Here is a 23,620-nt window from a genome sequence, read left to right on the forward strand (position 1 = left end):
CTTTTATGCTAATAGACGCCCCATTCGTACGATAAACGTGCGCAACGCCGTTACCCATTCTCCATGCCGTTCTAACAGTAAAAAGTCGTCGCACACTGCTTTTAGCAGTTTAGACATCATAGGCCAATCGTCAGGAGAATAATCGTAATAATCCGGCGATTTTTTGCTTTTCTGAGCAATCGCATCGCTTGTGCTTGCAGGAGCAGCGTTTGATGCCTTACCCTTCCCGCCCATCATCATGGCGCCAACAACCAACCCGATACAGGCTAACCCCAGTCCAATCAATCTCCTCGCCACCACTTTGTTGAATTTATCCTTCACATAGTCTTTCTTTTCTCTGGCGAATATAGGTTTGCCATACATACATTTAACTAGCTTGGCATCGCAATAGCATTAACTGTTATTTACTCCTCCTAAGTCATTCGATAATTTTGTTTGATTGATAAAAAATTTTTTTTTGATATGGTTTTTCTATGACATTTGCATTTGGTTTGCCATCAGGATCGGAATGGTTCTGGATTTTTGTCGTGGTCTTTCTTCTTTTCGGTGCCAAGAAATTGCCTGAGCTGGCGCGGGGGTTAGGAAAAGCTTTAGGAGAATTCCATAAAGCCAAAGAAGAATTTGAAAAAGAAGTAAGACAGGCAGCAAAAGTTGAAACAGAAGAGCCTTCTCAGAACATTCCAAAGATTGCTTCTCCAGAAGGCACGGTCTCTAGGATCACAGACAAAGAAGTCAATAAAAGCTCCTAATCCAGAAATAGCGCACTTTCCTTTTCAGGCACAGGAAGGATACAGTCTTCGTTTTTTTTTCTAGAGTGGAATAACCGCTGAAGAGTTGATTTTTTTGAGGAAAAAGGTTTCTCAAAGCCTTTTAAGGTTTTTTCATAATATTTCTATAGAAAAAAACACTATGGCATTGACTTTCTTTTTGTTCTTTTTTATTCTCCCTGTTCACTATGGTGCCTTTATCTCAAGTTTGGACTGTCGCCAGTTACGTTATTGGGAAAAAACTCAAAGGGGTCAAAAGATATCCCCTTGTGTTAATGTTAGAACCGCTTTTCCGATGTAATCTGGCTTGTGCAGGTTGCGGAAAAATTCAATATCCGGATCATATTCTTAATCGAAGGCTAACACCGGAGCAGTGTTGGGCTGCGGCTGAAGAATGTGGCGCTCCCATTGTCAGTATTGCTGGAGGAGAGCCACTCGTCCATAAGGAAATCGATCAGATCGTCGAAGGGTTAATTAGAATGAAAAGATATATTTATCTTTGTTCCAATGCCCTTCTGTTGAGGAAAAGGCTCGATCTATTCAAGCCAAGCAAGTATTTGACTTTTAGCATTCATCTGGATGGGCTCAAAGAAGAGCATGACGAATCGGTTTGTCGGGAGGGAGTCTATGAAACAGCCGTCGAAGGAATAAAAGAAGCGGTGAAAAGGGGCTTTCGGGTCACGATCAATTCGACCCTTTTTGATGGGGCTAATCCAGAAAGAGTGAAAGCTTTTTTCGATGAAGTGATGCGTTTAGGAATTGAAGGAATAATGGTTTCGCCAGGATACAGCTATCAAAAAGCGCCGGATCAGGAGCATTTTCTGCAAAGGAATAAAACTAAAGAGCTTTTTAAACAAATTTTAAAAGACAGAAAAAAAAGTTGGAAATTTAATCTTTCGCCTCTTTTCTTGGAATTTCTTCAAGGAAATATCGAGTATGATTGCACGCCATGGGGAAATCCCACCTATAATGTTTTTGGTTGGCAGAAGCCATGCTATCTTCTCCAAGATGGATATGCCAAAAGCTTTAAAGAGCTTATGGAGTCTACTCCTTGGGAAAAATATGGTTTTAGGAGTGGCAATCCAAAGTGTGCTAACTGTATGGTTCATTCAGGCTATGAGGCAACGGCAGTAAACGATACCTTTGGATCTTGGAGAGGCTTTGCTAAGACAGTTAAAGCTACACTATCTTTGTAAAGCAGTAGAGTAGAGTATGGGGAAAGAAAAAAAGGTGTTAAGCGGAGAAAAATACGTGTTTTCGAGCGATAGTCAAAAGATAGAAATTCTTGAAGCAGCCTTTGATTATCGGGGGGATGTGACTCTTGAACTGGTTCAGGGAGAGACCATCGAAGGCTATCTTTTTAATAGGCAATTGACGGAAGCTCCTTTTTTTGTCGAAATGCTTGTTCCTGGCGAAGAGTCGGCTCGTCGTATTCCTATCGAACAGATCTGTGCTGTGACGTTCAGTGGAAAAGATCCAGCAGATGGAAAATCCTATGAAGCATGGAAGGCTAAAAAAGAAAAAGAAAGACGCGAAGAAGCCAAAAAAATCGAGTCAGAAATGAAGCAGGCAGGCTTGCTGGACTAATGACTTCTCTCTTTGCATGCAGACATGATCCTGAGATTAATTCTGACAATCTTCTCTATAGTGGTTGTTTGAGGAGAACGGCCCACATTCTTCCTGTATTCCCTTTTTCGGCTCTATAAGAAAAATATCGATCGAGATTACAGGCTGTGCAGCTGCCCGCATCGAAAATCTGCTTTACTCCTTCCGATTGAAGTTGATGGATGATGTCTGAGAGAAAATCAATTTCATAATGAGGAAAGCGAATGCACGGACTTATCTGGACAATTAGGTCGCTGGGCTTCGAACCGAAAACGTTTGTCAATTGTCGGAGGGCTTTTCTTACGATCTCTAAGTGCGTGCCTTTTTTGCCGGCATGCACAAGCCCTATTGCTGTAGAATGCGGATCGTAGATATACAGAGCTGCACAATCAGCTACACGGATACATAGAAGAAGATTGGATAGGTTGGTTAGCAATCCATCGGCTTGCGGAAAGAATAGTTGGTTCCTGCTTTTTACAACAGCAATACCATCTCCATGTGGCTGTCCAGCTGTGGCTATGGGAATGGATTCATCAAGGCCAAGGGCCTTCAAAGAAGGTCTTAAAAGATACTCTTCTTTTGCTGATTGGTTTAACTCTCTTGGATACCGAAGAGAAAAACCATGCTTCAGCGGCAAGGTAGTCAAGGCTGGAAAAAACTCCCATTCTAATGTAGGCATGGAGACTATCCTGTTAGTTATTCGGGCTGCAGGGATTTGAACCCTGGACCTCTTGGTCCCGAACCAAGCGCGCTACCAGTCTGCGCTACAGCCCGGAGCAAATTAATATCGCAGTTTATAATTAATTGGAAAAGTTTTTTTCTGTTCTTCAAAATATATTCGGAACTTGTTTACGCCTGGGCTAAGTTCGTTCACCTTGGTTTTGGATCGGGATGTCTTGGGATTAGCATGGCCGATTCGTCCTCCAGAGGGCTCATGGTGGAATCGGGCGGTTTCCCATTGCTGCGGGAAAACCTTCCGAAAGCTGTCTTTGGCGCGGTTCTTCGGATGGGCATAACCGCACTTCAGACAAGATCAGAGTGCTATAGGCCAGGTTATGCTTCTCTTGAGGGGAACACGCCCGCAGCCGCCAGCAATTTGATTCGCTCCCAAAGCACACGGTCCGTAGCTGGATGATACGCTGGAGAAGCTCCTTGCTCGGAGCGCGATCCTGAAAGTAGAGGGTCATCGAGCCGGTCGCCAATGTCTTTCGTGAGGCAAGAAACCAGCGCAGGCTTGTGTTCAGCTGCCGTTCGATTTTCTTCGGAGCCTTGCGCAGCAGCTTTTGGCGCTTTTCGTCCCCAGGTTGTTCCTTCGATCCGCTTGGCCTTGGACGTGTCCTTGCCATTCGGCCGGATCGCATGAAGCCTGCCCCGCTTCTGCCCCTTCTTCTTGTGGACGCATGACAACCGGCTGAATAGCTCGCCAAAACCTATCCCATACCGCTTCTCATGATCATCGGTGAAAACCTTGGAGAGGCCAGCGTCGATGCCGCCGAATTTGCTTTCCCGCCATCTTTCGTTACTGCTTGTTTATGCTCCGAATGGGCAACGCGTCAAACTTTTCCGGCGAATAGAGGGTCGCCTATGCATACATTTGACTAGATTGGCATCACTATATCATTACCTATTCATTTCTCTCTCAGAACATTGTTCAACAAAAGAGTGAGCGGTGACTTCTCAAAGAGAAAGGAATCAATCAAATAGTTATTGAAAAATGAACATTTTTTATACATCATGCCTAAAAGAATTAATAATAAGGCTTATACAAAAAAATATAATTAATTATTTTAATGGCAGGGTAGCTCAGTGGTAGAGCGGGGGTTTCATAAGCCCTAGGTCGAGAGTTCGATCCTCTCCCCTGCTAATTCTTCTAAATTGCCTCAATTGTTAGACAAGATACAGAGAAAATTTAGAACCAATTTTCATTTTTCCTTTTTTATTTAAAATGGATTAGCAATAAAGAAATAGAAGCTTATCTAATTAGATTTATTATTGTTATCAATGGGTAATATATTTAACCGGCAGTCCAACGATTTACCTCCTAAAATACTATTAGGGATTGTAGTCCTGGGTTTTTTATTTGTGATGGGCATAAGCTATTATTTTACGCCTAAATACTCGAGAGTCGGCTACATGCCCACACAGCCGATACCATTCGATCATTCTCTCCATGCCAATCAACTTGGGTTAGATTGCCGTTTTTGTCACAGTTATGTTGAAAAAAGTGGCTTTTCTAATATTCCGACCACACAAACTTGTATGAACTGTCATAGGCAAATTAAAATGGACAGCCCTAAATTGGCTCCACTCCGAGAAAGTTGGGAAACAGGAAAGCCTATAAAGTGGGTAAGGATACACCAACTGCCCGATTATGTTTATTTTGATCACTCCGCCCATGTCAACCGAGGAATAAGTTGTGTGAGCTGTCATGGTAAGGTCAATCAGATGCAGAAGATCTATCACGACCAGCCTTTGAGCATGAGCTGGTGTTTAGATTGCCATAGAAACCCTGAATACTTTGTGAGGCCACCGGATAAAGTATTTGATTTGGATTGGAAGCCAGAGAATGAAGGAGAAACCCAGCTGCTCCTTGGTAAAAAACTAGTAAAAGAAATGGGAATACATCCACCAGAAAATTGTGATGCCTGTCATAGGTAATTACATGTATTATAGCGTTATGGTCTTCACATAAAAATAGCTCTTAAGAGGAAAAGAGGGCTAGAGGTTTTATATTATGGATGCGACGAAAGAAGAAGGGAAGATGAACCGCAGGACTTTCTTGAAGGCTATGTCGGCGGCGGCTATGGCGACTGGATCAATAGCAGCGACAGGATGCCGACGTCCAGAAGCATTTCTTGTGCCCTATACGAATAGCCCTGAATGGATTATACCAGGAAAAGCTTTGTTTTATGCTACTTCCAGACCGACTCGAAACGGTGCCGAGCCAATCCTTGTAGAATCTCACGAGGGAAGGCCTACGCATATCCATCCTAACCCTTACTTTGCTGATTACGGAGTGTCTACGCAAACACAAGCTTCGATCCTAGATCTCTATGATCCGGATAGGGACGGGCGCATTACCCGAAACGGAGAGGTGGTATCCAAAAAAGAGTTCATCGAATTTTTTAAATCTCAAGTCCAACAATGGAATGATAGAAAAGGGGCAGGGCTAGCTATACTTTCTTTTCCAGTGATTTCTCCTACGTTTGATCGGCTAAAAACCGAGTTTTTGGAAAAATGTCCTCATGCAACTTTCGCCTTTTATGACCCAGTGGGTAATGAGAACAGGAAAGAGGCTATCAAGCGATTTTATGGAGTTTCCTTAAGCCCTGTTTTCCAATGGGAGAAGGCCGATGTCATTCTTTCTGTAGGATGCGATTTCTGTTCAGCAGAAGAAGGAGTAGAAGCCATTCGTGGATTTGTGAAATCAAGAAAACTAACAGAAAGCTCCAGTTCGATGAGTCGACTGTATGTAGTCGAAAATCGGATGACGGTGACTGGGGCGATGGCCGATCATCGGTTGGCTCTAAAAGTCTCCGATGTTGAGCTTTTTTTGCTGACCTTGTGTTACTTCTTGGCCCAAGAAAAAGGCTTTGAAAATTTAAAGCCCGCCATTGCTTCCTTTAGCATTCCAACAGGTTGGAGTGCGGACTTGATTAATTGGATAAAAGTCTTGGCTAACGATTTAGCTGCTGCCAACGCGCCACTGGTAGTAATTAGCCGGATGGCTCCAGTATCGCAGCAGCTATTGGTTCTTGCCATCAACGAAGCCTTTGGAGAAAGACAGGCAGTGCGGATGATCCCTCAGCTAGAATCAGAAGGCGCTAGCTTCCCAGAACTCTGTGAAATGATTAAAAAAGAAGAAATCAAAGATCTTCTTATCATTGGGGCTAACCCAGTTTATAATGCACCGGGAGACAGCCATTGGCCTGAACTACAGCGTAGCCTTCCTTCTGTTGTTCATTTTGGGCTATTAAACGATGAGACAGCTGCCTATGCTAATTGGCATATTCCTCTAAGTCATTACCTAGAATGCTGGGGAGATTCGAAGACCTCCAGCGGGCTCTACGTTAGTCAACAGCCTCTAATCGAACCACTTTTTGGATCTATCGGTTTGTTGGAACTTTTCGCTTTTATGAACGGGACGTGGGAGGCTTTGGAAGAGTCTGAACCAACTCCTCCCTCCATGTTAGCTCAGCCGCCCGTGGCAGGAGCCCCTCCCTTTATTCCTCTACCGCTTGGATTGCGTCTAGTCCGAGATACGTTTTTTAAACTTTTCCCTGCCGCAGGCTCTGATAAGGATCTTATTTGGAGAAAACTATTGCACGATGGATTTTACAAAGAGTCCTCGCCTCAATTTGTCAATGCTGTTCCAAAGTGGGAAGAATGGAGCAAGAGTGTCGAAAATCTTAAGGTTCAGAGAACCAACAAGGAGCAGTTGGAACTTGTTTTCTATCCTTGTCCTAAAGTGGATGAAGGCAGTTTGGCCAATAATGGCTGGCTGCAAGAATTGCCTGATACGGTGACCAAGCTCTGCTGGGACAACGCTCTGTTAATGAGTCCTAATACGGCTAAGCGTTATGGCATTTTTGCCCGAAAGGCGGATTCAAGAAAGGCAGAAATCGTGCGCATTGTTTCTGGGGAAAAATGGATTGAGGTGGCTGCCTTAGTCGTTCCTGGTCATGCGGACAATTCTTTATCTTTAGCCCTAGGGTATGGTCGTAAGAAAGAATTAAGAGTGGCCGCAGGGGTGGGCTTTAATGCTTATCCACTTACCAAAACGGAACAATTTTGGTGGATTAGTGACTGTTCGATCCAAAAAACAAATCGTTTTTATGATTTGGCTAGATCTCAAGAACATCAATTGATGCATGGAAGACCGCTAGTCAAGATAGCTTCGCTGGAGTATTTCCGAAAGCATCCCGATTTTATTTCAGAGCAGGGGACTGAAGAGATCCCAGAAGTCTCCATTTATGAAAATCCTTATTCTGGCCAGAAAGAAAAAGGTCCTGCTTATAAAGGAGGGGTTTGGGGAGGGCCCTATCAATGGGGCATGGTCATTGACTTGGGAAGTTGTGTGGGATGCAACGCCTGCGTTGTGGCTTGTCAGAGCGAAAACAATATTCCGATTGTAGGCAAAGGGCAGGTTATGCGTGGTCGGATTATGCAGTGGATTAGGATAGATAATTATTATCAAGGGAGCGATGAAAATCTGCAGATGTTTTTTGAACCCATGCTTTGCCAGCATTGTGAGAATGCTCCCTGCGAGTCGGTCTGCCCAGTCTATGCGACAGTCCATAGTAAAGATGGGTTGAATGTGATGGTTTATAACCGTTGTATTGGCACAAGAGCCTGTGCAGCTAACTGTCCTTATAAGGTCAGACGATTTAATTTTTTTGATTACAATAAAAGGGATGTGCTGAAGAAAAAGAAGATTGGACCCTTTGAAATAGAAAATTTGTATTTGGGTCCTTTTGGGGACCTGGGTTCTCCGTTGACCATTCAGCTTCAGAGAAACCCTAATGTTACCGTAAGGATGCGGGGAGTCATGGAGAAGTGCACTTTTTGTGTTCAACGGATTGAAGAAGCAAAAATAACGGCTCTAGCAAGGTCCAAAGGCACAGAGCCTAAGACTATCCCTACCGATTCTGTAAAAACGGCTTGTCAGCAGGCTTGCCCAGCTGGAGCGATCATGTTTGGCAATCTAATGGATCAACAGAGCATGGTTTCTAAATGGAAAAAGAATGAGCGAGCTTATCGTGTTTTGCAAGAGCTGAATACTAGACCTAGGATCACTTATTTGGCTAGGATTAACAATCCAAATCCTTCGATTGCTCCTCAAACCCAATTCGAAGGGAAGAAAGAGAACTAAAGATCTATGGTAAGCAAATTTGGGCTAGAGAAGAACCTTTCAGAAGAAAAAAAAGCGTTGTTGCTTGAGCAATTAGAGAGGCCTCCTCTTGTGCTGAACAAGAGAAACTACGGCTGGTTAACCGAAGCGATCTGTTCTATTGTCGAAAAGCCAGCGAAATTGGAATGGTGGATTGCTTTTATACTTTCTTTTCTTCTTTCGCTGCTGATGCCACTAACAATTGTTTATTTTATCAGTACAGGACTTGGAGTATGGGGTCTGAATAGTCCAGTATTCTGGGGGCTAGCGATTCTTAATTTTGTTTTTTGGATTGAGATTGGCCATGCAGGCACGCTGATTTCAGCCATCCTTCTTCTTACTAGACAAAAGTGGAGAAACTCTGTGAACAGAGCGGCTGAGGCGATGACGATTTTTTCTGTTCTCTGCGCAGCGGTCTTCCCTCTGTTTCATATTGGTAGGCAGTGGATGTTTTGGTATTTGGTTCCTGTTCCAGAGTCGTATGCCGTATGGCAAAATTTCAGAGCGGCATTACTCTGGGATGAATTTGCTGTGGGCACCTATTTTACGGTTTCCTGTTTGTTCTGGTATTTCGGATTGATCCCGGATATTGCTGTTTTAAGAGATAGAGCTGAGAAAGGCTGGAAAAAACGGCTTTATCATATTCTTTGTTGGGGATGGAGCGGTTCGGCTGCTGAATGGCATCATTATGAACTTGGTTATCTTTGTTTAGGTGGCATTGCCACGATTTTAGTCGTTTCGGTAGCTTCCGTTGTTTCTACTGATTTTGCGACAACGGTTTTACCAGGATGGCATGAAACGATTTTCCCTCCTGATTTTATTACGGGTGCGATTTTCAGTGGTTTTGCAATGATCGCTACCTTATTGATTCCTTTACGAGCCCTATACCCGCAGCTGAAAGATGTGATCACTCCAAAGCATATCGATAATATGGCTAGAATCATGCTTGCCACCGGTTCCATGGTAGGCTATTCCTATATCATTGAGCTGTTTGTAGCCTGGTATAGTGCTAATGTTTACGAAAAGTATCTCTTTTTGAATCGTATTTTTGGTCCCTATGCCATCGCCTATTTTTTAATGTTCGGTTTTAATGTCTTCTTGCCTCAACTCTTTTGGTGGAAAAAAATAAGGTCTAGTCCGTGGGCGGTCTTTTTCATTTCGATTCTTATCAATGTGGGTATGTGGTCTGAGCGCTTTGTCATCGTTGTTACTGCCCTCTCGAGAGATTTTCTGCCTGGATCCTGGAGAATGTATTATCCGACTTGGGTAGATATTGGATTGTTCGTAGGAACTGTGGGATTTTTCTTTATGCTATTCCTTCTTTTTACGCGGTTTTTTCCTGTGATATCGATCTCGGAAGTAAAAACTTTAGTCTATGAAATGGAGCGGAAAGAAGATGATTTGAAGAAAGGAACCCCTTATGGAGCATGAGAGAAGCGAGGATATTTATGGATTAGGAGCTGAATTTGATTCCATCCATAAACTAATGGCTGCGGCCAAGGAGCTTTCTAAATTGGGTTATACGCAATGGGAAGTTTATTCTCCCTTCCCGATCCATGGAATAGCGCATGTAAGGAGACTTGGCAAATCGAAAGTTTCTCTCTTTAGTTTAGTGGGAGGCTTGATTGGCTTGTCTATTGCCCTAGTGATGGTAACGGCTATCTCTGCTCCTAGGCCCTCCTTCTTTAAGGAGGTGTTGAGTAGTCATCTCCAAGGCCTTTTTTATCCTTTGGTAGTCCAAGGTAAACCGTATCTAGGATTTCAAGCTTTTGTTCCCGTGCTAATTGAAATGACGATTCTTTTTGCTTCTTTCAGCACGGTTATCGGTGTGTTCTTTTTTAACCGTATGCCTTCTCCTTATAAATCGGTCTGGAATTGGGAACGGTTGTCGCAAAAAGCGATGGATGATCGCTTTTTTTTGGTAGTGGAAAAATCTGATCCACATTTTTCAGAAGATAAAACAAAACTTATTTTAAAAGAATTAGGAGCCCAAGCCGTTGTGAGCATTCGGAGATAAATCAATGCGGTATTTCTTTTATATTTGTTTTCTTTTAGTGACATCGGTGATAGCTACAGCGGGGCTACGTGGATGGAAAAGTCCAAAGCCGCCATTGGAAATTTTTCCTGATATGGTCAGGCAGTTGAAAGTCAAAGAACAGGCCTATAGCGTCTTTTTCCCAGATGGTATGGCAGCCCGAATGCCAGTCAATGGAACGGTATGTTGGGAGGAGCCGGTGGAAAACCCTTATCTTTCTACAGGCATTATTGGAGAACAGTGGGGAGAAGGATTCCCCATTGCCTTATCGATCGATACGCTTAAGAAAGGAAAAGAGAACTTCGAAATTTACTGCTCGGCTTGCCATGGATTGGCTGGCTATGGTAACGGAATAGCAACGCGGTTTAATCTTTTTGGGGTGCCAAACTATCACCAGGATCATACAAGAGAGCTACCCGATGGCCAGATCTTTTATATTATTTCTCATGGCCAGGGAATGATGCTAGGCTATGGGGCCAATCTGTCTGTGGAAGAAAGATGGGCTATTGTTGCCTATATTAGGGCGTTGCAAAAAAGCCAAAACGTTCCTTTTGACGCATTACCTGAGGAAAAAAAACAAATTCTGAAGGAGATCCAGCAATGAATGATGCCAGCTACTTTATTCATCAACGGACCATGCTCCCAAAGGAAAAACTCAATGGTGTTATTCGACTCTTGGGAATAGCTGGAAGCATTGTGCTGTTGATTTCGTTGTTGGGGCTTGCGGTCAACAAATCTGAATTTTTCCATGCCTGGCTTTTTTCTTTTTTGTTTTATTTTGGTCTATGTACTGGCTCTCTGTTTTGGGTGATCCTTCATTATGTCACGAATGCTGGCTGGGACACCCTTTTACGCAGACAGATGGAAAATGTAGCTGCTCTATTCCCATTTGTTGTCCTATTCGCTCTACCGATCTTGTTCGATATTTTTTCCACTCATTATCTTTACGAATGGACAAGACCGGAGGTCCAGAAACTCAAGGAGTATTTGGAAAAAGCTCCCTATCTTAATGTCCCATTTTTTAGCCTCCGAGCGGTTCTTTATTTTTGTTTTTTTAGTATCGTGAGTTGGTTTTTTCGCAAACAGTCCTGTATCCAAGACGGCGATGGCAACCCACTGCATTCACTCAAATTAAAACGCATCGCTTATCCCGTGGCTGTTCTCTTTGGCTTTCTGTTCACTTTTTTTGCTATCGATTGGGCAATGTCTCTTGAGTTTAGGTGGAGTTCTACCGTTTGGGCTTTTTATCTTTTTACAGGCGCAGCGGGAGCCAGTTTAAGTCTTTGGATTCTTATTCTTCTTGGTCTTCGAAAGTTTGGTTATCTCCTCCAAATGAACGCTGAGCATTATCATCTTCTTGGTAAATTGCTCTTTGCTTTTACAGCCCTGTGGGCCTATCTCGCATTCAGTCAGTACATGTTAATTTGGTATGGGAATATTCCTGAGGAGACCGATTTTTTTATAAAAAGAAACTATGATGGATGGTTTTACGTTTCCTTGTTACTAGTGATTGGTCGATTTGCTTTGCCTTTCCTATTTCTTCTTCCTCAAGCTACTAAGAAAAACGAACGGTTTTTGGCAATGGTTGCTAGTTGGGTGTTGTTTATGCAGGCTGTGGAATTGTATTGGATTGTTATGCCCATGGAGTTTGAGAAAAAACTGGTTGTTGGCTGGATGGAAATATTGATCGTGGTGGGTATGGGATTGGTGTTTTTGTCTGGTTATCTGAGAAATGCTAGCACCGTTTGTTTATATCCCATCCATGATCCAAGGCTGCAGGAATCGATAGAAGTATATAACTAAAGGAAGGAGGCAAAAGAAAAGATGAATACCCAGCAGATGGATCAAGAACAAAAGCTAAAGAAGCCTCTCATTTTCGAGGATCTGCTCCTGTTCATTGGAATCAGCATTCTTTTCCTTTTGGGGCTTTTATTCTCCTTCCTCTATGCTTCTTCTATGCAGAATAAGCAAGCATTGGCAGAAAAAAAGAGAGCCGAAGAAATTAGAAAAATGCGGCTTGCTGATCAGTTAGAAGCAAAGAAAAAGCTTTCATCTTATGGATGGATTGACAAAGAAAAGCGGATTGTTCATATCCCGATTGAGGAGGCGATGGAGAAGGTAGTGAAAGAGGAGGCATCGAAAAAACCAAAGGCTTCAGGAGTGTATTTGCCTGGTATACAAAGGCCTGAAAAATAGGAGAAAGCGACCGATGAGCCATCCAATGGTAGAGTCTCAGGAGTGGATTGGGAGTGGAGTTGCTAGACCAATCTCTCTCGACAGATCCTTTTTCATGCCTGTGATATTTATGCTTGTTGCTGCCTTTTTTTGGCTTTTGGTCTCTATGGGATTTGCTCTTTTGGGTGCGGGTAAGATCGTGATTCCAAGCCTGCTTGGATCGTGGGGATGGTTAACTTTTGGTAGGATCGGATTGGCTTCTTTTCTTGTATTTTCTTATGGATGGGGAATGAATGGTGGGCTAGCCTACGGCCTCTATCTTGTAGGAAAGAATGCTCAGGAACCCTTTAAGGGCAGCGGCTATTTTCTTTGCTCCGCTCTTTTTTGGAATCTATCCATTTTTATTGGTATGATGGCCGTTCTCATTGGGGATATTCCTTCTCTATCATGGGCGGGCTGGCCTGATTTTGTGTTATTCCTGCTTCTTTTGAACTATTCCTTGATGAATTATTGGATTGTAAAGAAGTTGATTGTGAGTGGGAATTTTTTGAAAAACCTTTCCCATAGTTATCTTCTAATTGCTTTATTGTGGTTCCCATGGGCGATTGGTAGTCTTTTTGTCTTTTTCCACTGGTTAGTTATTCGAGGTGTTTCTTTTGCAAGCATGGAATGGTGGTTTAATGAAGGGTTTTTGCATCTTTGGATGGCCCCTGTTGGTTTGTCCATGCTCTATGATTATGTGGAGGGGGGTAACGATCAACGATCTTCGAGTTTTCTTGGCTGGTTGGGCTTAATCCTATTTTTTCTCTGTTCTAATTTTGCCAGTGCTTCTCATCTGATTGGAGCACCTTTCCCCCTTTGGATCGTAGGTTTAGGTATTGCCGCTCGAATCTTGCTCATCCTTGGAGCCGTTGCCATTGGGATCGATCTTTTGCAAAGGCTTAAAAAAAGAGTGCAAGCCAGTAAGCAGAACATCTTTTCAAGATATTTTATGATTGCTTTCTACTGTTTTTTGATTGCGATCATAGGGGATGGACTTATTGCTATCCCACTCGTTAGCCGGCTCGTTCACTTTAGTTTTGTAGAAATTGCCTTTCTTGTCCTTTTTATCTATGGCTTTTATTCTTTTGTTCTCATGGGAATGGCGCATTATCTCTATTCAAATTATTTTAGAAAACCGTGGCTATCGGAGACCTTTTTAAAGATCACATTTTGGGCAAATATCTATGGGATAAGCTTTCTTTTTGTATTTTTATGTCTGGGCGGGATCATCCAGAGCGTGGAATTAGAAAATGCTGATCTTCCTTTCTCTCAAGTAGTAGAATCTGTTTTGCCTTATCTGCGAGGAGCTGGTATGTCTGCTACGCTGATACTCTTCTCTCAGCTTACCTATTGTTTTCTTTTGTTACTCATGTCCCTAATGCCGGTAGAGAAGGAGGGAATCGAAAAGAATGAAAAAAATTTATCGAGAACTATCTAACTCATAATCCATTGTAAAGGTAGTCAATGATAGCACGAATTGTTTGGGTTTTAGGCATCTTTCTCTGTTTTCTGCTTGGATGGTTTGTCTATATCATTATCCCTTCGCAGGTTTTAGATCCTTCGCCGGAAGGAGAGGAAACCCCTCCGCCTAATTTTGGGCTTGTTGAAGTGGGCCAACAAGTATATGGAGCTAATGGCTGTTCAGGGTGTCATACGCAAATAATCAGGCCAGCCAATATGGGTTCGGACATTGCCAGAGGCTGGGGAAACCGAAGAACCTTCCCTGTGGATTATTATCACGAGACCAATCCTTTTCTAGGGATTGTGAGAATAGGACCAGATCTTTCTAATATTGGGAAGAGAAAAAAAGATTCAAGCTGGTTTTATATTCTTTTATATGAGCCTAATCAAATTTTTCCTGGAACGATTATGCCCCCTTACAAATATCTTTTTCGTAAAGTCAGAGCGGAAGGAAAAAGGAATCCCGAAGCGCTACCTCCAGAACTCGATAGAACCCTTCCTAATGGCATGCAAATCATGCCCTCACCGGAAGCTGTAGCTCTGGTAGCTTACCTGCTTTCTCTTGATAGATCTTATCCTACCCAACCAAAAAAGCAATGACAGAAAACGAAAAGAATCCACAAAAGACAGTCAGCCCACAACCAGCCCTAGGGGAAGAATCGAATAGAAAAATTCCTAGTTGGTTTTGGCTCCTATCCTTTATTATTTTGTCAGGGGTAGTGTATATCTTGGTGTTTGAAACAGGGGGATGGCGTTCAACGGTCTTCGACACCACAAGCCTCTTTTGGGGATATATGCCAAAAGAGAAACCAAAAGAGAAGGTTTTGCAAAAGACTCAACCTGTCGCTGCTGATCCAATGGCCATCGGGCAGGAGCAGTACCAAGCGATGTGTTCGGCTTGTCATCAGCCAAGTGGTATGGGTATGGCTGGGCAATATCCTCCGCTGGCAAATTCAGAGTATGTCATTGGGAGTAAGGCAAGATTGGCGGCGATATTGTTAAACGGTCTTTCTGGAGAGCTTAAGATCAATGGACAAACTTACAATGGGGTAATGCCAGGATGGAAAACGGCCTTAAACGATGAAAAGCTGGCTGCCGTTATGACCTATATTCGCAATTCTTGGGGCAATCATGGGGATAAAGTCGAGGCTAATGAAGTCAAACAGTTCAGAGAAAAATATGGAAAAAAAGAGGAAGCGTGGAAGCCAAGTGAGTTATCCACCCTTGGAGAATAGAAAGCAGAAAAAATCGCATTGAATTTTAAATCAAATCAATTTTATTAATAAGAAAAAGCATGCATTTTGTGGATTGCTTAAAAAGAGAAAATGAATAGTGTATACATGTTATAACAATTAATGGGAGAACGCGTATGGATTCTGAAATGTCAATGACTTCTCAGGCAGCCCATGGTCATCATGAAGGCCATGAAGAAATCTCTTGGATAAGAAAATACGTTTTTTCTACCGATCATAAAATGATCGGTTACCAATACATGGTGACCTCTCTGTTTGTGGCCCTTTTTGCCTTTTTCTTGATGGTGTTGATGCGCTGGCAACTTTCTTTTCCTGGAAAACCGATTCCTATTTTTGGGCCTATTCTTGAAAAATTGCTAGGCTCTTCAATGGCTCCAGGTGGGGTGATGACCCCTCAGTTGTATAATTCGTTTGGAGCGATGCACGGCACCATGATGATATTTATGGCATTGGTGCCTGCGCTTTTTGCTGGTTTTGGCAATTTTGTGGTTCCCTTACAGATTGGAGCCCCCGATATGGCCTTCCCTCGGCTGAATATGGCCAGTTTTTGGCTGTTTTTTGTGGGGGTGCTCATAATGATGGTTAGTTTTTTTGTGCCGGGAGGTGCTGCGAAATCGGGATGGACTTCGTATACGCCACTGGCTGATTTTGCCGATATGGGACCGGGTTTTCACCCCATTTTTAATGGCCAAACCCTTTGGCTTATCGGCATGGTCTTTAATATCACAGGAAGTCTGTTAGGCTCAGTGAACATCATTACCACCATCATTCAGTTAAGGACAAAAGGACTCAGTTGGATGCGCCTGCCTGTTTTTGTGTGGAGTGAATTAGTCACTGCTTTTCTGTTGCTCCTTGCGTTCCCACCATTAGAAGCAGCAGGGGTCATGCAGCTAATGGATAGGCTTTTTGGAACAAGCTTCTTTTCTCCGGAAGGGTTAATTATTAATGGTAAGCATGCGGATATTAGTGGGGGTGGTTCCTCCATTCTGTGGCAGCATCTTTTCTGGTTTTTGGGTCATCCTGAAGTCTATGTTCAGATTCTTCCTACCATGGGAATTGTAGGGGAGATCTTTGCGAACAATACCAGAAAACCACTTTGGAGCTATAAGGTATTCGTTTATTCGCTTTTGGCGATTGGCTTTTTATCGATGGTTGTTTGGGCCCATCATATGTATATGACGGGCATGGGACAGGCCGTCACCTCGTTCTTCCAGATCTTTACAACAATCATCTCTATTCCTTCCGTTCTTTTGGGAACGGTCTTGCTTCTTTCACTCTGGGGAGCTTCTATCCGCTTTAATGTCCCGATGCTTTTTGCCCTTGCCTGGCTGCCAATGTTTGGCATAGGAGGATTAACGGGTTTGCCCTTGGGATGGACAGCTTCCGATGTGGTGCTCCATGACACCTATTATGTGATTGGACATTTCCATTACATGATGGCACCAGCTTCCCTGCTTGCGCTCTTTGCGGGTATTTACTACTGGTTCCCCAAGGCTACGGGCAGATACATGAATGAATTTCTTGGTAAAATTCATTTTTGGCCCACTTTTATATTTTTCAATGGCATCTTTTTCCCCATGCTCGTGCAGGGGTTTGCGGGCGTGCATAGAAGATGGTACGATGGAGGTGCGGGCTGGCAGATGGCCCAGAATGTCTTGTGGTTGAATCAGGTAATGAGTTTTTCTGCCTGGGCTTTAGCGATTGCTCAAATTCCCTTTATTATTAACTTTTTCTGGAGTTTGTTTGCAGGCAAAAAGGTAACCGATGATAACCCCTGGCAAGCAACAACTCTTGAATGGGCAACTCCCACCCCTCCAGGACATGGAAATTTCCTGCATCCTGTAGCGGTTTATAGGGATCCTTACGAGTATAGTGTCCCGGGATACAAACAGGATTATTTACCGCAATGGGAATCGGATGAAAGACTAAGCAAAGAAGGAAAATTGTCCCAGGTTTCTTTTTGAAAGTAAAAAACATATATAAGAAAGACATATATAAGAAAGAGGAGAGGTTTTTAAAATGGAGATCCCTTATACAGTGACTGCCAGACCGGATACCGGTCTTTATAATGCAAAGGTTGGTATTTGGTTGTTTTTAGCTTCTGAGGTCATGCTTTTTGGAGGCCTTTTTTCAGCCTATATTTTTCTGAGGCTAGGTGCTACCCATTGGCCGCATCATATCCTTAATGTTCCAATGGGGCTCTTTAATACCATGGTGCTTATTAGTTCGAGTATCACGATGGTGATGGCGTGGAGTTCCTTAAAGATGCGGCAATTTTCTAATTATAGAAAATGGCTTGGGATCACTCTTTTTTGCGGGGTGTTGTTTCTCAGCGTTAAATCTGTTGAATATAAAGATAAGTTCCATCATTACGGGATCATTTTGAATAGTGGACAGGAAATTACTGGCCATTTGGCGATGACAGAAGAGGAAGCCATCCATTCTGATGTATTAAAAATTAAGCCGGATCCTGAAAATGCTGGAGATTTTCTTTTTCAGTTAAAATCCATTTTTTCGAAACCTGAGGGAGAAGAGAAAGTCCTAGAAATCCCTAAAAAGGAAATTCGCTGGTGGTCTAATTTCGTTCCAAAGTATAATACCTACCTAGCCACCTATTTTACGATGACGGGGATTCATGCGCTGCATATCTTAGGTGGTTTATTAGTCTTGGGTTATTTTTGGGGACCAGGAGCAGCCTTATATAGAACGAATCCAGAACATTTAGCCAATAGGGTCGAAGTAGCAGGGCTTTTCTGGCATTTTGTCGATCTAGTGTGGATCTTCCTTTTCCCAACACTCTATTTGTTTTAATGAGAATTACTGCGTTATATAAAGGAGAAGGATACAATGAGTGAAGAAATACATACGGAAAAAAAGAGGATTAAGTCTTATTTTGTCGTTTTTGGATTTTTGGTCATACTAGCTTTGGTCAATGTGGCCGTTTCATATCTTCATTTAGGGGGAATGAATATTGCTGCAGGATTAGTCATTGCTGGCGTGCAGGCATTGTTGGCTTTAGGGATCCTGATGCATATTTTTTGGGAGAAAAAGACTATCCATCATCTTATAGGTCTTGCGATCCTTTTTGTTTTGGCTTTATTTTTATTATTAGTAGCTTCTTATTTTGATTCTATAGGAAAATAAATAAAGGAAAAATATATGTCCCTTCGACAATTCCACTTGGTGTTTATAACGCTAGCCACGCTTTTGTTTCTCACTTTTGGAGCCTGGTCTCTATACAGCTATATACAAAGTCATGAGGTTTTATATGTATGGCTAGGAGGAGGGTCTTTTTTATTTGGCATTTTGGCTGTTATCTATGGGATATGGTTCCTATTAAAGATGAAGAAAATGAAAATTTATTAAACCTGATGAAAATACACTACCAGAATAGGAAAAATAAGAAAAACTATCTCGTAGCCCTCACTGCTGTTGTCCTTTTTTTGCTTTATTTTCAATCACTGTGTAATGATCAAAAGATCTTTTCCATGACAGGGGTAACGAGAGGTTTTGAAAAAGAGGATTGGGCAGGATTTTTTCTGGTAACTATTGTTTTTGTGGTGTGGGCAGCGCTTGGGGTTTTTATCTATTATCTTTTTAAAAAATCAAAAGCTCCCCCTCCCGATTATGCTGAATTCTTGGATCTACAAGAAGACAATGAAGAAGAGAGACTGTGGAAAAATTAAAAAATATAAAAAGTGATTTTTGGGTGTAACAAAAAAATAAGCAAACCTTAACTAGGAGTTGTCAAATGAAAAGCGGGATCTTTGGATATGTAGGGTTGCTGTTAGCTCTTACTATAGACAAAGCTTTTTCTTGTGGCATTTGCTCGGTTCCCAACTCACCAGCGACGAAAGGGATGTTACCAGCGGTCCTTTTTCTCCTAGGGTTGTTGGGGGTAGTCTTTGGACTATTCATTTCGTTTTTTATAAAAATGAATAGAAAAGAAGCGGCTTTGGAGCAAGAAAGACAGGTTGAAGATGCCACCAAGCCTCAAGAAACAAGCCCAGAGTTTAGTGTTGAACGCGGAATATAGAAAGGAATTATGATCGCACTTTTGTTGGAACTTACAGGTATTTCACCAAATGCTGCTGAACATGGACACCAAGTAGATCAATTCATGGAGTTGATCTTATGGTTTATGCTTATTCTTTTTGTTATTTGGTTTTCGTTTTTTGTTTATTCATTGGTGAAGTTTAACAGTAAAAAGCATCCTAAAGCCAATTATGAAGGGCTGAAAGCTGATTGGCCAAAGCATTTGGAGTGGGGAGTTATTTTTGTTGAGATGGTTTTACTCTTCGGCTTTTCCATCCCACTCTGGGGGAAACGGGTATTGAATCCACCATCGGTTTCAGAGGCGATTGTAGTAGAGGCTATTGCTCAACAATTTGGATGGCTTTTCCATTATCCTGGAGCGGATGGGAAGCTGGGGAAACGGGATAATTTTCTTATTGATCCAATGAATCCCATAGGTCTCGATAAAACTGATCCGGCGTCTAAAGATGATATTGTTACGATGAACGAAATGCATGTGCCTGTGGGAAAACCTTTACTGGTTCAGATTGGTTCCAAGGATGTAGTCCATAATTTCTATGTTATTCAAATGCGGATTCAAAGGGATGCGATTCCTGGATTGACTATACCATTGTGGTTTACTCCTATCAAAACGGGAAGATTTGAGATTGCCTGTGGTCAACTTTGTGGAGTTGGCCATTTTGCCATGAAAGGCTATCTGGTGGTTGAGTCTCAGGAGGAGTACAATAATTGGCTCAAACAAATGGCTGAAATGAATGCTGAATCTAACAATCATGCACAACCTTCTGTGGCCGGCTACTAACTGAGTAATTTGAATTTAATGTTGGATAGGGCCACTCTCTCTATATATAGTTAATTCTAAAACCGGCTATAAACTAATTTCTAGAGAAGATGGATTATGATCCTTTCGATTTAACACAACATCCCCCTCGAAGTCCAAGAGTGCAATTAGGCGGGTTCGTACTACTCCCTAGAGTGATTGACAAGGGAAGAGCATTGCTCAAAGGAAAGATCGGGGAGTATAAGTACAATTGTCCCATGGATCAAAAGCTCTTTTCTTTCCTCCAGATTAATGAAAAACAGTTTTTGGAGATTCTCTCTAAAACTTCATCAGATAAAGAGGTTTTGAAAGAAATTTTAAAAATATCGCCTCTTTCATTAGCTTTTTGGCAAATTGAAAACTGGTCTAGTGTTCTGCAGCGAAGCGGCCCTTCAGATCTTGATTCAAAAAAATTTTTTGTAACCTCTCTTGAGCAAATTGCCCCTGATCGAGAGGATATAGTCAGTTGGTTTGATCTTTTGGATCTAGACGATTATGTCAGCTTTGGAGGAAAGCCTTAATTCTGAACAAGAACGGCATTCTATCCCAGTTCATTGAGGAGACTCTAAAACCGGTAGCTTTCTAAAGGCATTTCCAAGGCTGGATAACTGCATCTTGATCAAGTGGCTAAATGTTTTGCGGTATTTACAGAATTCCTTATCACTTCGACTAAGGTTTTTAATTCTTCATGATTGAAATTGAAACTTGTATTGGTTTCTTGAAGGTAATAACGTAACGATTTATTTGGATCTTTATGATATGTAGAAGCTATAAAGCATTGCACATAAGCCTTATCCCTTTGTTCAGGTGACCACTTTTCAATATTAGTACATTGGGCAAAGTTTCTTATACACGCTTCAATTTCAGGATGCTGTTCTTTCATTACTTTATAACAAAGAGTTTCCAGTGAGCCTTTTTTATCACAATCCGGAAGGAGATGAATTTTTATAGCCGGATAGCCTTTATTAGAAGCAACCTCACAGCAACTCATCGGAAAATTTAAACCCTTTCCTTTTACTGCCTTTTCATTACTCAGTTGGGCTACGAGATTTTCAAAAGTTTTTTTCGGATCTGCTCCTGCATCAGCAATAAACAATATAAGATTGGGCTTTGTTATATCTTTATAATTCACAATAGCGGAATTGAACATTACAGGAAATTTATCTATTCCCTTAGCACTCCGTACCTCATATTCATTGATCTGTTGGTTCTTTCCTAATTTTTTCAGAAACACTTCGTCTGCCTCTCCTTCGCAAATAATAAGAAGGTCTTTTTCTGTGAGAGGGGTATTTTTTGCTTCTCCGAATCACACATGTGGGGGGAATCCTCTTTACTTTAATCATCGTATTTCAAGCCTGGATCTGATGGCTGATTCAGCAAATTCTCCAGGAATTACGGATGCCGAAGGCATATTTGTTTTACGATCCTTTTTTGCATGGATAATGGTAAATTCAGTTTCTTTTCCAGATTCCTTCATAACATCGACAAAATATTCCAGGCATTCGTAGCTATGAGTGGTTGCAAAAACCTGTATTTGGTTTTTTGTGGTAAAATCATTTAACAGTCGCCATAAACTGTTCATTCGACTCCAGTGAATGCCATTTTCTATTTCATCAACCAGAATGATCCCTTGTGAGGATCTGGAATCGGCAGCGATGAGCAAAATAGTCAGTGATTTGTGGGTTCCAGAAGAATAGAGAGGCGAGGAAATTCTTATATTTGGATCTTTTATTTCAAAAAAAACAGCTCCTAGCGGAAAGTCTGGGGTTACCAATGGAAAAATATCTGTGACTTCAGGGTATTCCTTTTTAAAAGCATCTAAGAAAATACTCTCTTCTTTTTTTTCAATAAAGGCCGACAAAATTTTTGCTGAAGCGGATGGATCATAAATAACTGGGGAGCCAAAAAAGAACGTATTGGGCACAATTGCTTTGAAAATAACTCCATCCTGAACCATTTTGTTACCAATAAATCCAATCCAGTTTTCTTCAGGGTTTTTATTATCTTCTTGGATATGAAATTCTAATCGAGGTAATACATGTTCTGGGTTATACCCTAGGTTCACATTGGAAGTTTTTGGAGGAGAAAAAGCTTCTTCTTGAAAAGCAGGGGTATAAGAAGGAGTGCTAAAATCATATAAACGGTGGAGTATCAGCTTAACGCACCAGTTTTTAGAAGAACCCGCCTGTTTCTTATCAACCTGAAAAGATATAGGCGAAGTCGGATCATTAAAATAACGTCCCATTGAAAAGGCAAAAGCCTCTTTTTGTAAATAGGATGGAGGCACACGATGCTGAGTTAACCACTGGATTGTTCCTGGATTAGGCTTACAAGCAATATAAATAGCCTCAAGAATCGTCGACTTACCGGCCGCGTTATCTCCAGTAATAATATTGATTCTAGAGAGACCCTCTAAAGCGAGATCTTTAAAACAGCGAAAATTCGTTATTTTCAGCGAATTAATCATATTCTTTCTTTGGTAAGTTATACTCGTGCGGTTTATTAAAAAAGAAAGAAATAAACTTTTATAAAGGCAGAATCTTCTCTTTTTTTTGATGCACAGCAGCCCTGTTCATTGTTTCTTTGAAAGGCTTACCCTAGCATTTTCTTTTTTAGGATATTCCTTGCCCTTTCGGTGTGGATACTCTGGCCAATTTTTTTGGATTGGTCGGAGAATTTCACACTATCGAAACGAGTTCCAGGTAATGCTCCATCTTGATTCCTAAAGGATAGACCATGGGTCGCTTGATTATCGTCAAGACTAGGAATGTTTAAGCGATATCTTAGACGAGAACGTGTCCTTTTGCTGGATTCAAAGCGTTTTTGAGAAACCATGCAAAAGTTGCCCGTAACATACTTTTAAGATCTTAACCAAACGAAGTGCTATGCTTTAGGAGCTGGCCAAGGACCTTCTTTGACCACCAATAATGTGGCTTGGTGTATCGGAGGAATTTGGCAGGCAGATGAGCCAATACTTTCTTTTATCAATAATGAGCTTGTAGCCAGCCTATCCTTAGGAAAGAGACCAAAGAATAGGCTGGCTAGTAGCTACATACAAAAACACCCAGTTCCAATCTGGAATGGGTCAATAGCTTGCAGCATTAGGGGACAACGAAAATCTTGCCTGTGTAAGGACAACGGACTTCCGTTCCTGGAGGAAATCCCCTAACATCCACCAAACCCGCATCTGGAGCATAAGGGCTTTTTACATATCCAGGCTTTCCAGGGACTGATATCCCTTTTGGATATTTACTTGTGGTTTGTTGTGCCTGCGAACCTCCAGAAGATCCCCATGGTTTATATTCTCCAGAAACAGGAGGATTGGAGGTAGAAGGACTACCAGCTGTACTTTCTCCTGTAGTTCCAGAAGAACCGCCTCCAGGCTGGGGTTCGTTTGCTTTTTCAGGCAATTTCCCAGCTTTGGCGCCTTTAGTTCCTTCTGATTCAATTTTTTTTGATTTATTAGAGCAAGCTAAAAAAGCCAATGAACAAGAAATGAGTAATAGCAATACTTTTTTCACCTTGACAGGAAGGCTA

Annotated in this window: 25 protein-coding genes and 2 tRNA genes; 21 read left to right on the plus strand and 6 right to left on the minus strand. The window is 41.9% G+C overall.

What is annotated here, in order from left to right; all coding sequences use genetic code 11:
- Positions 1-3: 3 nt before the first annotated feature.
- Positions 4-363, minus strand: a complete 360-nt coding sequence (locus QOL44_RS01655) for a hypothetical protein (RefSeq protein ID WP_009060395.1) — start codon at positions 361-363, stop codon at positions 4-6.
- A gap of 110 nt (positions 364-473) precedes the next feature.
- Here QOL44_RS01655 and QOL44_RS01660 point away from each other — a divergent pair, with 110 nt between their 5' ends.
- From QOL44_RS01660 to QOL44_RS01670, 3 genes are all read left to right on the plus strand, one after another.
- Positions 474-749 (plus strand): Sec-independent protein translocase subunit TatA/TatB, encoded by a 276-nt coding sequence (locus QOL44_RS01660; RefSeq protein ID WP_009060392.1) that lies wholly within the window; start codon positions 474-476, stop codon positions 747-749.
- A 206-nt stretch (positions 750-955) separates the two neighbouring features.
- Positions 956-1,963: an adenosyl-hopene transferase HpnH gene (gene hpnH, locus QOL44_RS01665; protein ID WP_009060390.1), complete on the plus strand. Its 1,008-nt coding sequence runs from the start codon at positions 956-958 to the stop codon at positions 1,961-1,963.
- A 16-nt stretch (positions 1,964-1,979) separates the two neighbouring features.
- Entirely contained in the window at positions 1,980-2,354 is a 375-nt protein-coding gene (locus tag QOL44_RS01670) for a hypothetical protein (RefSeq protein ID WP_009060388.1), read from the plus strand.
- Between the two features lie 55 nt (positions 2,355-2,409).
- Here the strand turns inward: QOL44_RS01670 and QOL44_RS01675 are convergent, their stop codons facing one another.
- Positions 2,410-3,051, minus strand: coding sequence for a polyphenol oxidase family protein (locus tag QOL44_RS01675; RefSeq protein ID WP_009060385.1), 642 nt, complete (start codon positions 3,049-3,051; stop codon positions 2,410-2,412).
- A gap of 21 nt (positions 3,052-3,072) precedes the next feature.
- Positions 3,073-3,146 (minus strand) — tRNA-Pro (locus QOL44_RS01680).
- 1,018 nt (positions 3,147-4,164) lie between these two features.
- Between QOL44_RS01680 and QOL44_RS01685 the strand changes: the two genes are divergently transcribed.
- The 18 genes from QOL44_RS01685 to QOL44_RS01770 all read left to right on the plus strand — a co-directional run bounded on the left by QOL44_RS01685 (position 4,165) and on the right by QOL44_RS01770 (position 20,604).
- Positions 4,165-4,236, plus strand: a tRNA-Met gene (locus QOL44_RS01685).
- Between the two features lie 137 nt (positions 4,237-4,373).
- A complete protein-coding gene (locus tag QOL44_RS01690) occupies positions 4,374-5,030 on the plus strand; it encodes a cytochrome c3 family protein (RefSeq protein ID WP_009060382.1) in 657 nt (218 codons plus the stop codon).
- A 76-nt stretch (positions 5,031-5,106) separates the two neighbouring features.
- On the plus strand, positions 5,107-8,244 hold the full coding sequence (locus tag QOL44_RS01695) for a 4Fe-4S dicluster domain-containing protein (protein ID WP_009060380.1): 3,138 nt from the start codon (positions 5,107-5,109) through the stop codon (positions 8,242-8,244).
- Positions 8,245-8,250: 6 nt separating this feature from the next.
- Positions 8,251-9,693 carry an NrfD/PsrC family molybdoenzyme membrane anchor subunit gene (nrfD, locus tag QOL44_RS01700; RefSeq protein WP_009060378.1) on the plus strand — a complete coding sequence of 481 codons (1,443 nt, stop codon included), beginning with the start codon at positions 8,251-8,253 and terminating at the stop codon, positions 9,691-9,693.
- Positions 9,683-10,279: a DUF3341 domain-containing protein gene (locus tag QOL44_RS01705; RefSeq protein WP_009060376.1), complete on the plus strand. Its 597-nt coding sequence runs from the start codon at positions 9,683-9,685 to the stop codon at positions 10,277-10,279. Before nrfD ends, QOL44_RS01705 begins: the two co-directional genes overlap by 11 nt.
- 4 nt (positions 10,280-10,283) lie before the next feature.
- A complete protein-coding gene (locus QOL44_RS01710) occupies positions 10,284-10,901 on the plus strand; it encodes a c-type cytochrome (protein ID WP_009060374.1) in 618 nt (205 codons plus the stop codon).
- Positions 10,898-12,100: a hypothetical protein gene (locus QOL44_RS01715; RefSeq protein WP_009060372.1), complete on the plus strand. Its 1,203-nt coding sequence runs from the start codon at positions 10,898-10,900 to the stop codon at positions 12,098-12,100. The genes QOL44_RS01710 and QOL44_RS01715 overlap by 4 nt, the downstream gene beginning before the upstream one ends.
- 21 nt (positions 12,101-12,121) lie before the next feature.
- Positions 12,122-12,493 (plus strand): hypothetical protein, encoded by a 372-nt coding sequence (locus tag QOL44_RS01720; RefSeq protein WP_009060370.1) that lies wholly within the window; start codon positions 12,122-12,124, stop codon positions 12,491-12,493.
- A 13-nt stretch (positions 12,494-12,506) separates the two neighbouring features.
- Entirely contained in the window at positions 12,507-13,952 is a 1,446-nt protein-coding gene (locus QOL44_RS01725; RefSeq protein ID WP_009060368.1) for a cbb3-type cytochrome c oxidase subunit I, read from the plus strand.
- A 26-nt stretch (positions 13,953-13,978) separates the two neighbouring features.
- Positions 13,979-14,575: a cbb3-type cytochrome c oxidase subunit II gene (locus QOL44_RS01730; RefSeq protein ID WP_009060367.1), complete on the plus strand. Its 597-nt coding sequence runs from the start codon at positions 13,979-13,981 to the stop codon at positions 14,573-14,575.
- Positions 14,572-15,210: a c-type cytochrome gene (locus QOL44_RS01735; protein WP_009060366.1), complete on the plus strand. Its 639-nt coding sequence runs from the start codon at positions 14,572-14,574 to the stop codon at positions 15,208-15,210. The genes QOL44_RS01730 and QOL44_RS01735 overlap by 4 nt, the downstream gene beginning before the upstream one ends.
- 134 nt (positions 15,211-15,344) lie before the next feature.
- On the plus strand, positions 15,345-17,192 hold the full coding sequence (locus QOL44_RS01740) for a cytochrome c oxidase subunit I (protein WP_009060365.1): 1,848 nt from the start codon (positions 15,345-15,347) through the stop codon (positions 17,190-17,192).
- Positions 17,193-17,247: 55 nt separating this feature from the next.
- Positions 17,248-18,039 carry a cytochrome c oxidase subunit 3 gene (locus QOL44_RS01745; RefSeq protein ID WP_009060364.1) on the plus strand — a complete coding sequence of 264 codons (792 nt, stop codon included), beginning with the start codon at positions 17,248-17,250 and terminating at the stop codon, positions 18,037-18,039.
- Between the two features lie 36 nt (positions 18,040-18,075).
- The gene (locus tag QOL44_RS01750) at positions 18,076-18,372 is read left to right on the plus strand and encodes a cytochrome C oxidase subunit IV family protein (RefSeq protein ID WP_009060363.1); all 297 of its coding nucleotides are present in this window, start codon (positions 18,076-18,078) and stop codon (positions 18,370-18,372) included.
- A gap of 128 nt (positions 18,373-18,500) precedes the next feature.
- Positions 18,501-18,914: a hypothetical protein gene (locus QOL44_RS01755; RefSeq protein WP_045086747.1), complete on the plus strand. Its 414-nt coding sequence runs from the start codon at positions 18,501-18,503 to the stop codon at positions 18,912-18,914.
- A 65-nt stretch (positions 18,915-18,979) separates the two neighbouring features.
- On the plus strand, positions 18,980-19,264 hold the full coding sequence (locus tag QOL44_RS01760) for a hypothetical protein (protein WP_009060361.1): 285 nt from the start codon (positions 18,980-18,982) through the stop codon (positions 19,262-19,264).
- Positions 19,265-19,273: 9 nt separating this feature from the next.
- Positions 19,274-20,065, plus strand: coding sequence for a cytochrome c oxidase subunit II (locus QOL44_RS01765; protein WP_009060360.1), 792 nt, complete (start codon positions 19,274-19,276; stop codon positions 20,063-20,065).
- Between the two features lie 89 nt (positions 20,066-20,154).
- Positions 20,155-20,604: a DUF5069 domain-containing protein gene (locus QOL44_RS01770; protein ID WP_009060358.1), complete on the plus strand. Its 450-nt coding sequence runs from the start codon at positions 20,155-20,157 to the stop codon at positions 20,602-20,604.
- A 98-nt stretch (positions 20,605-20,702) separates the two neighbouring features.
- Here QOL44_RS01770 and QOL44_RS01775 read toward each other — a convergent pair whose 3' ends face one another.
- The 3 genes from QOL44_RS01775 to QOL44_RS01785 form a co-directional block, all read right to left on the minus strand.
- Positions 20,703-21,344: a DUF3226 domain-containing protein gene (locus QOL44_RS01775; protein WP_313809432.1), complete on the minus strand. Its 642-nt coding sequence runs from the start codon at positions 21,342-21,344 to the stop codon at positions 20,703-20,705.
- Between the two features lie 78 nt (positions 21,345-21,422).
- Positions 21,423-22,550: an AAA family ATPase gene (locus tag QOL44_RS01780; RefSeq protein WP_009060355.1), complete on the minus strand. Its 1,128-nt coding sequence runs from the start codon at positions 22,548-22,550 to the stop codon at positions 21,423-21,425.
- Positions 22,551-23,184: 634 nt separating this feature from the next.
- Entirely contained in the window at positions 23,185-23,604 is a 420-nt protein-coding gene (locus QOL44_RS01785) for a hypothetical protein (RefSeq protein ID WP_009060351.1), read from the minus strand.
- Positions 23,605-23,620 lie beyond the last annotated feature (16 nt).

It is taken from the genome of Candidatus Methylacidiphilum fumarolicum, assembly GCF_949774925.1.
GTDB classification, from domain to species: Bacteria; Verrucomicrobiota; Verrucomicrobiia; order Methylacidiphilales; family Methylacidiphilaceae; genus Methylacidiphilum; species Methylacidiphilum fumarolicum.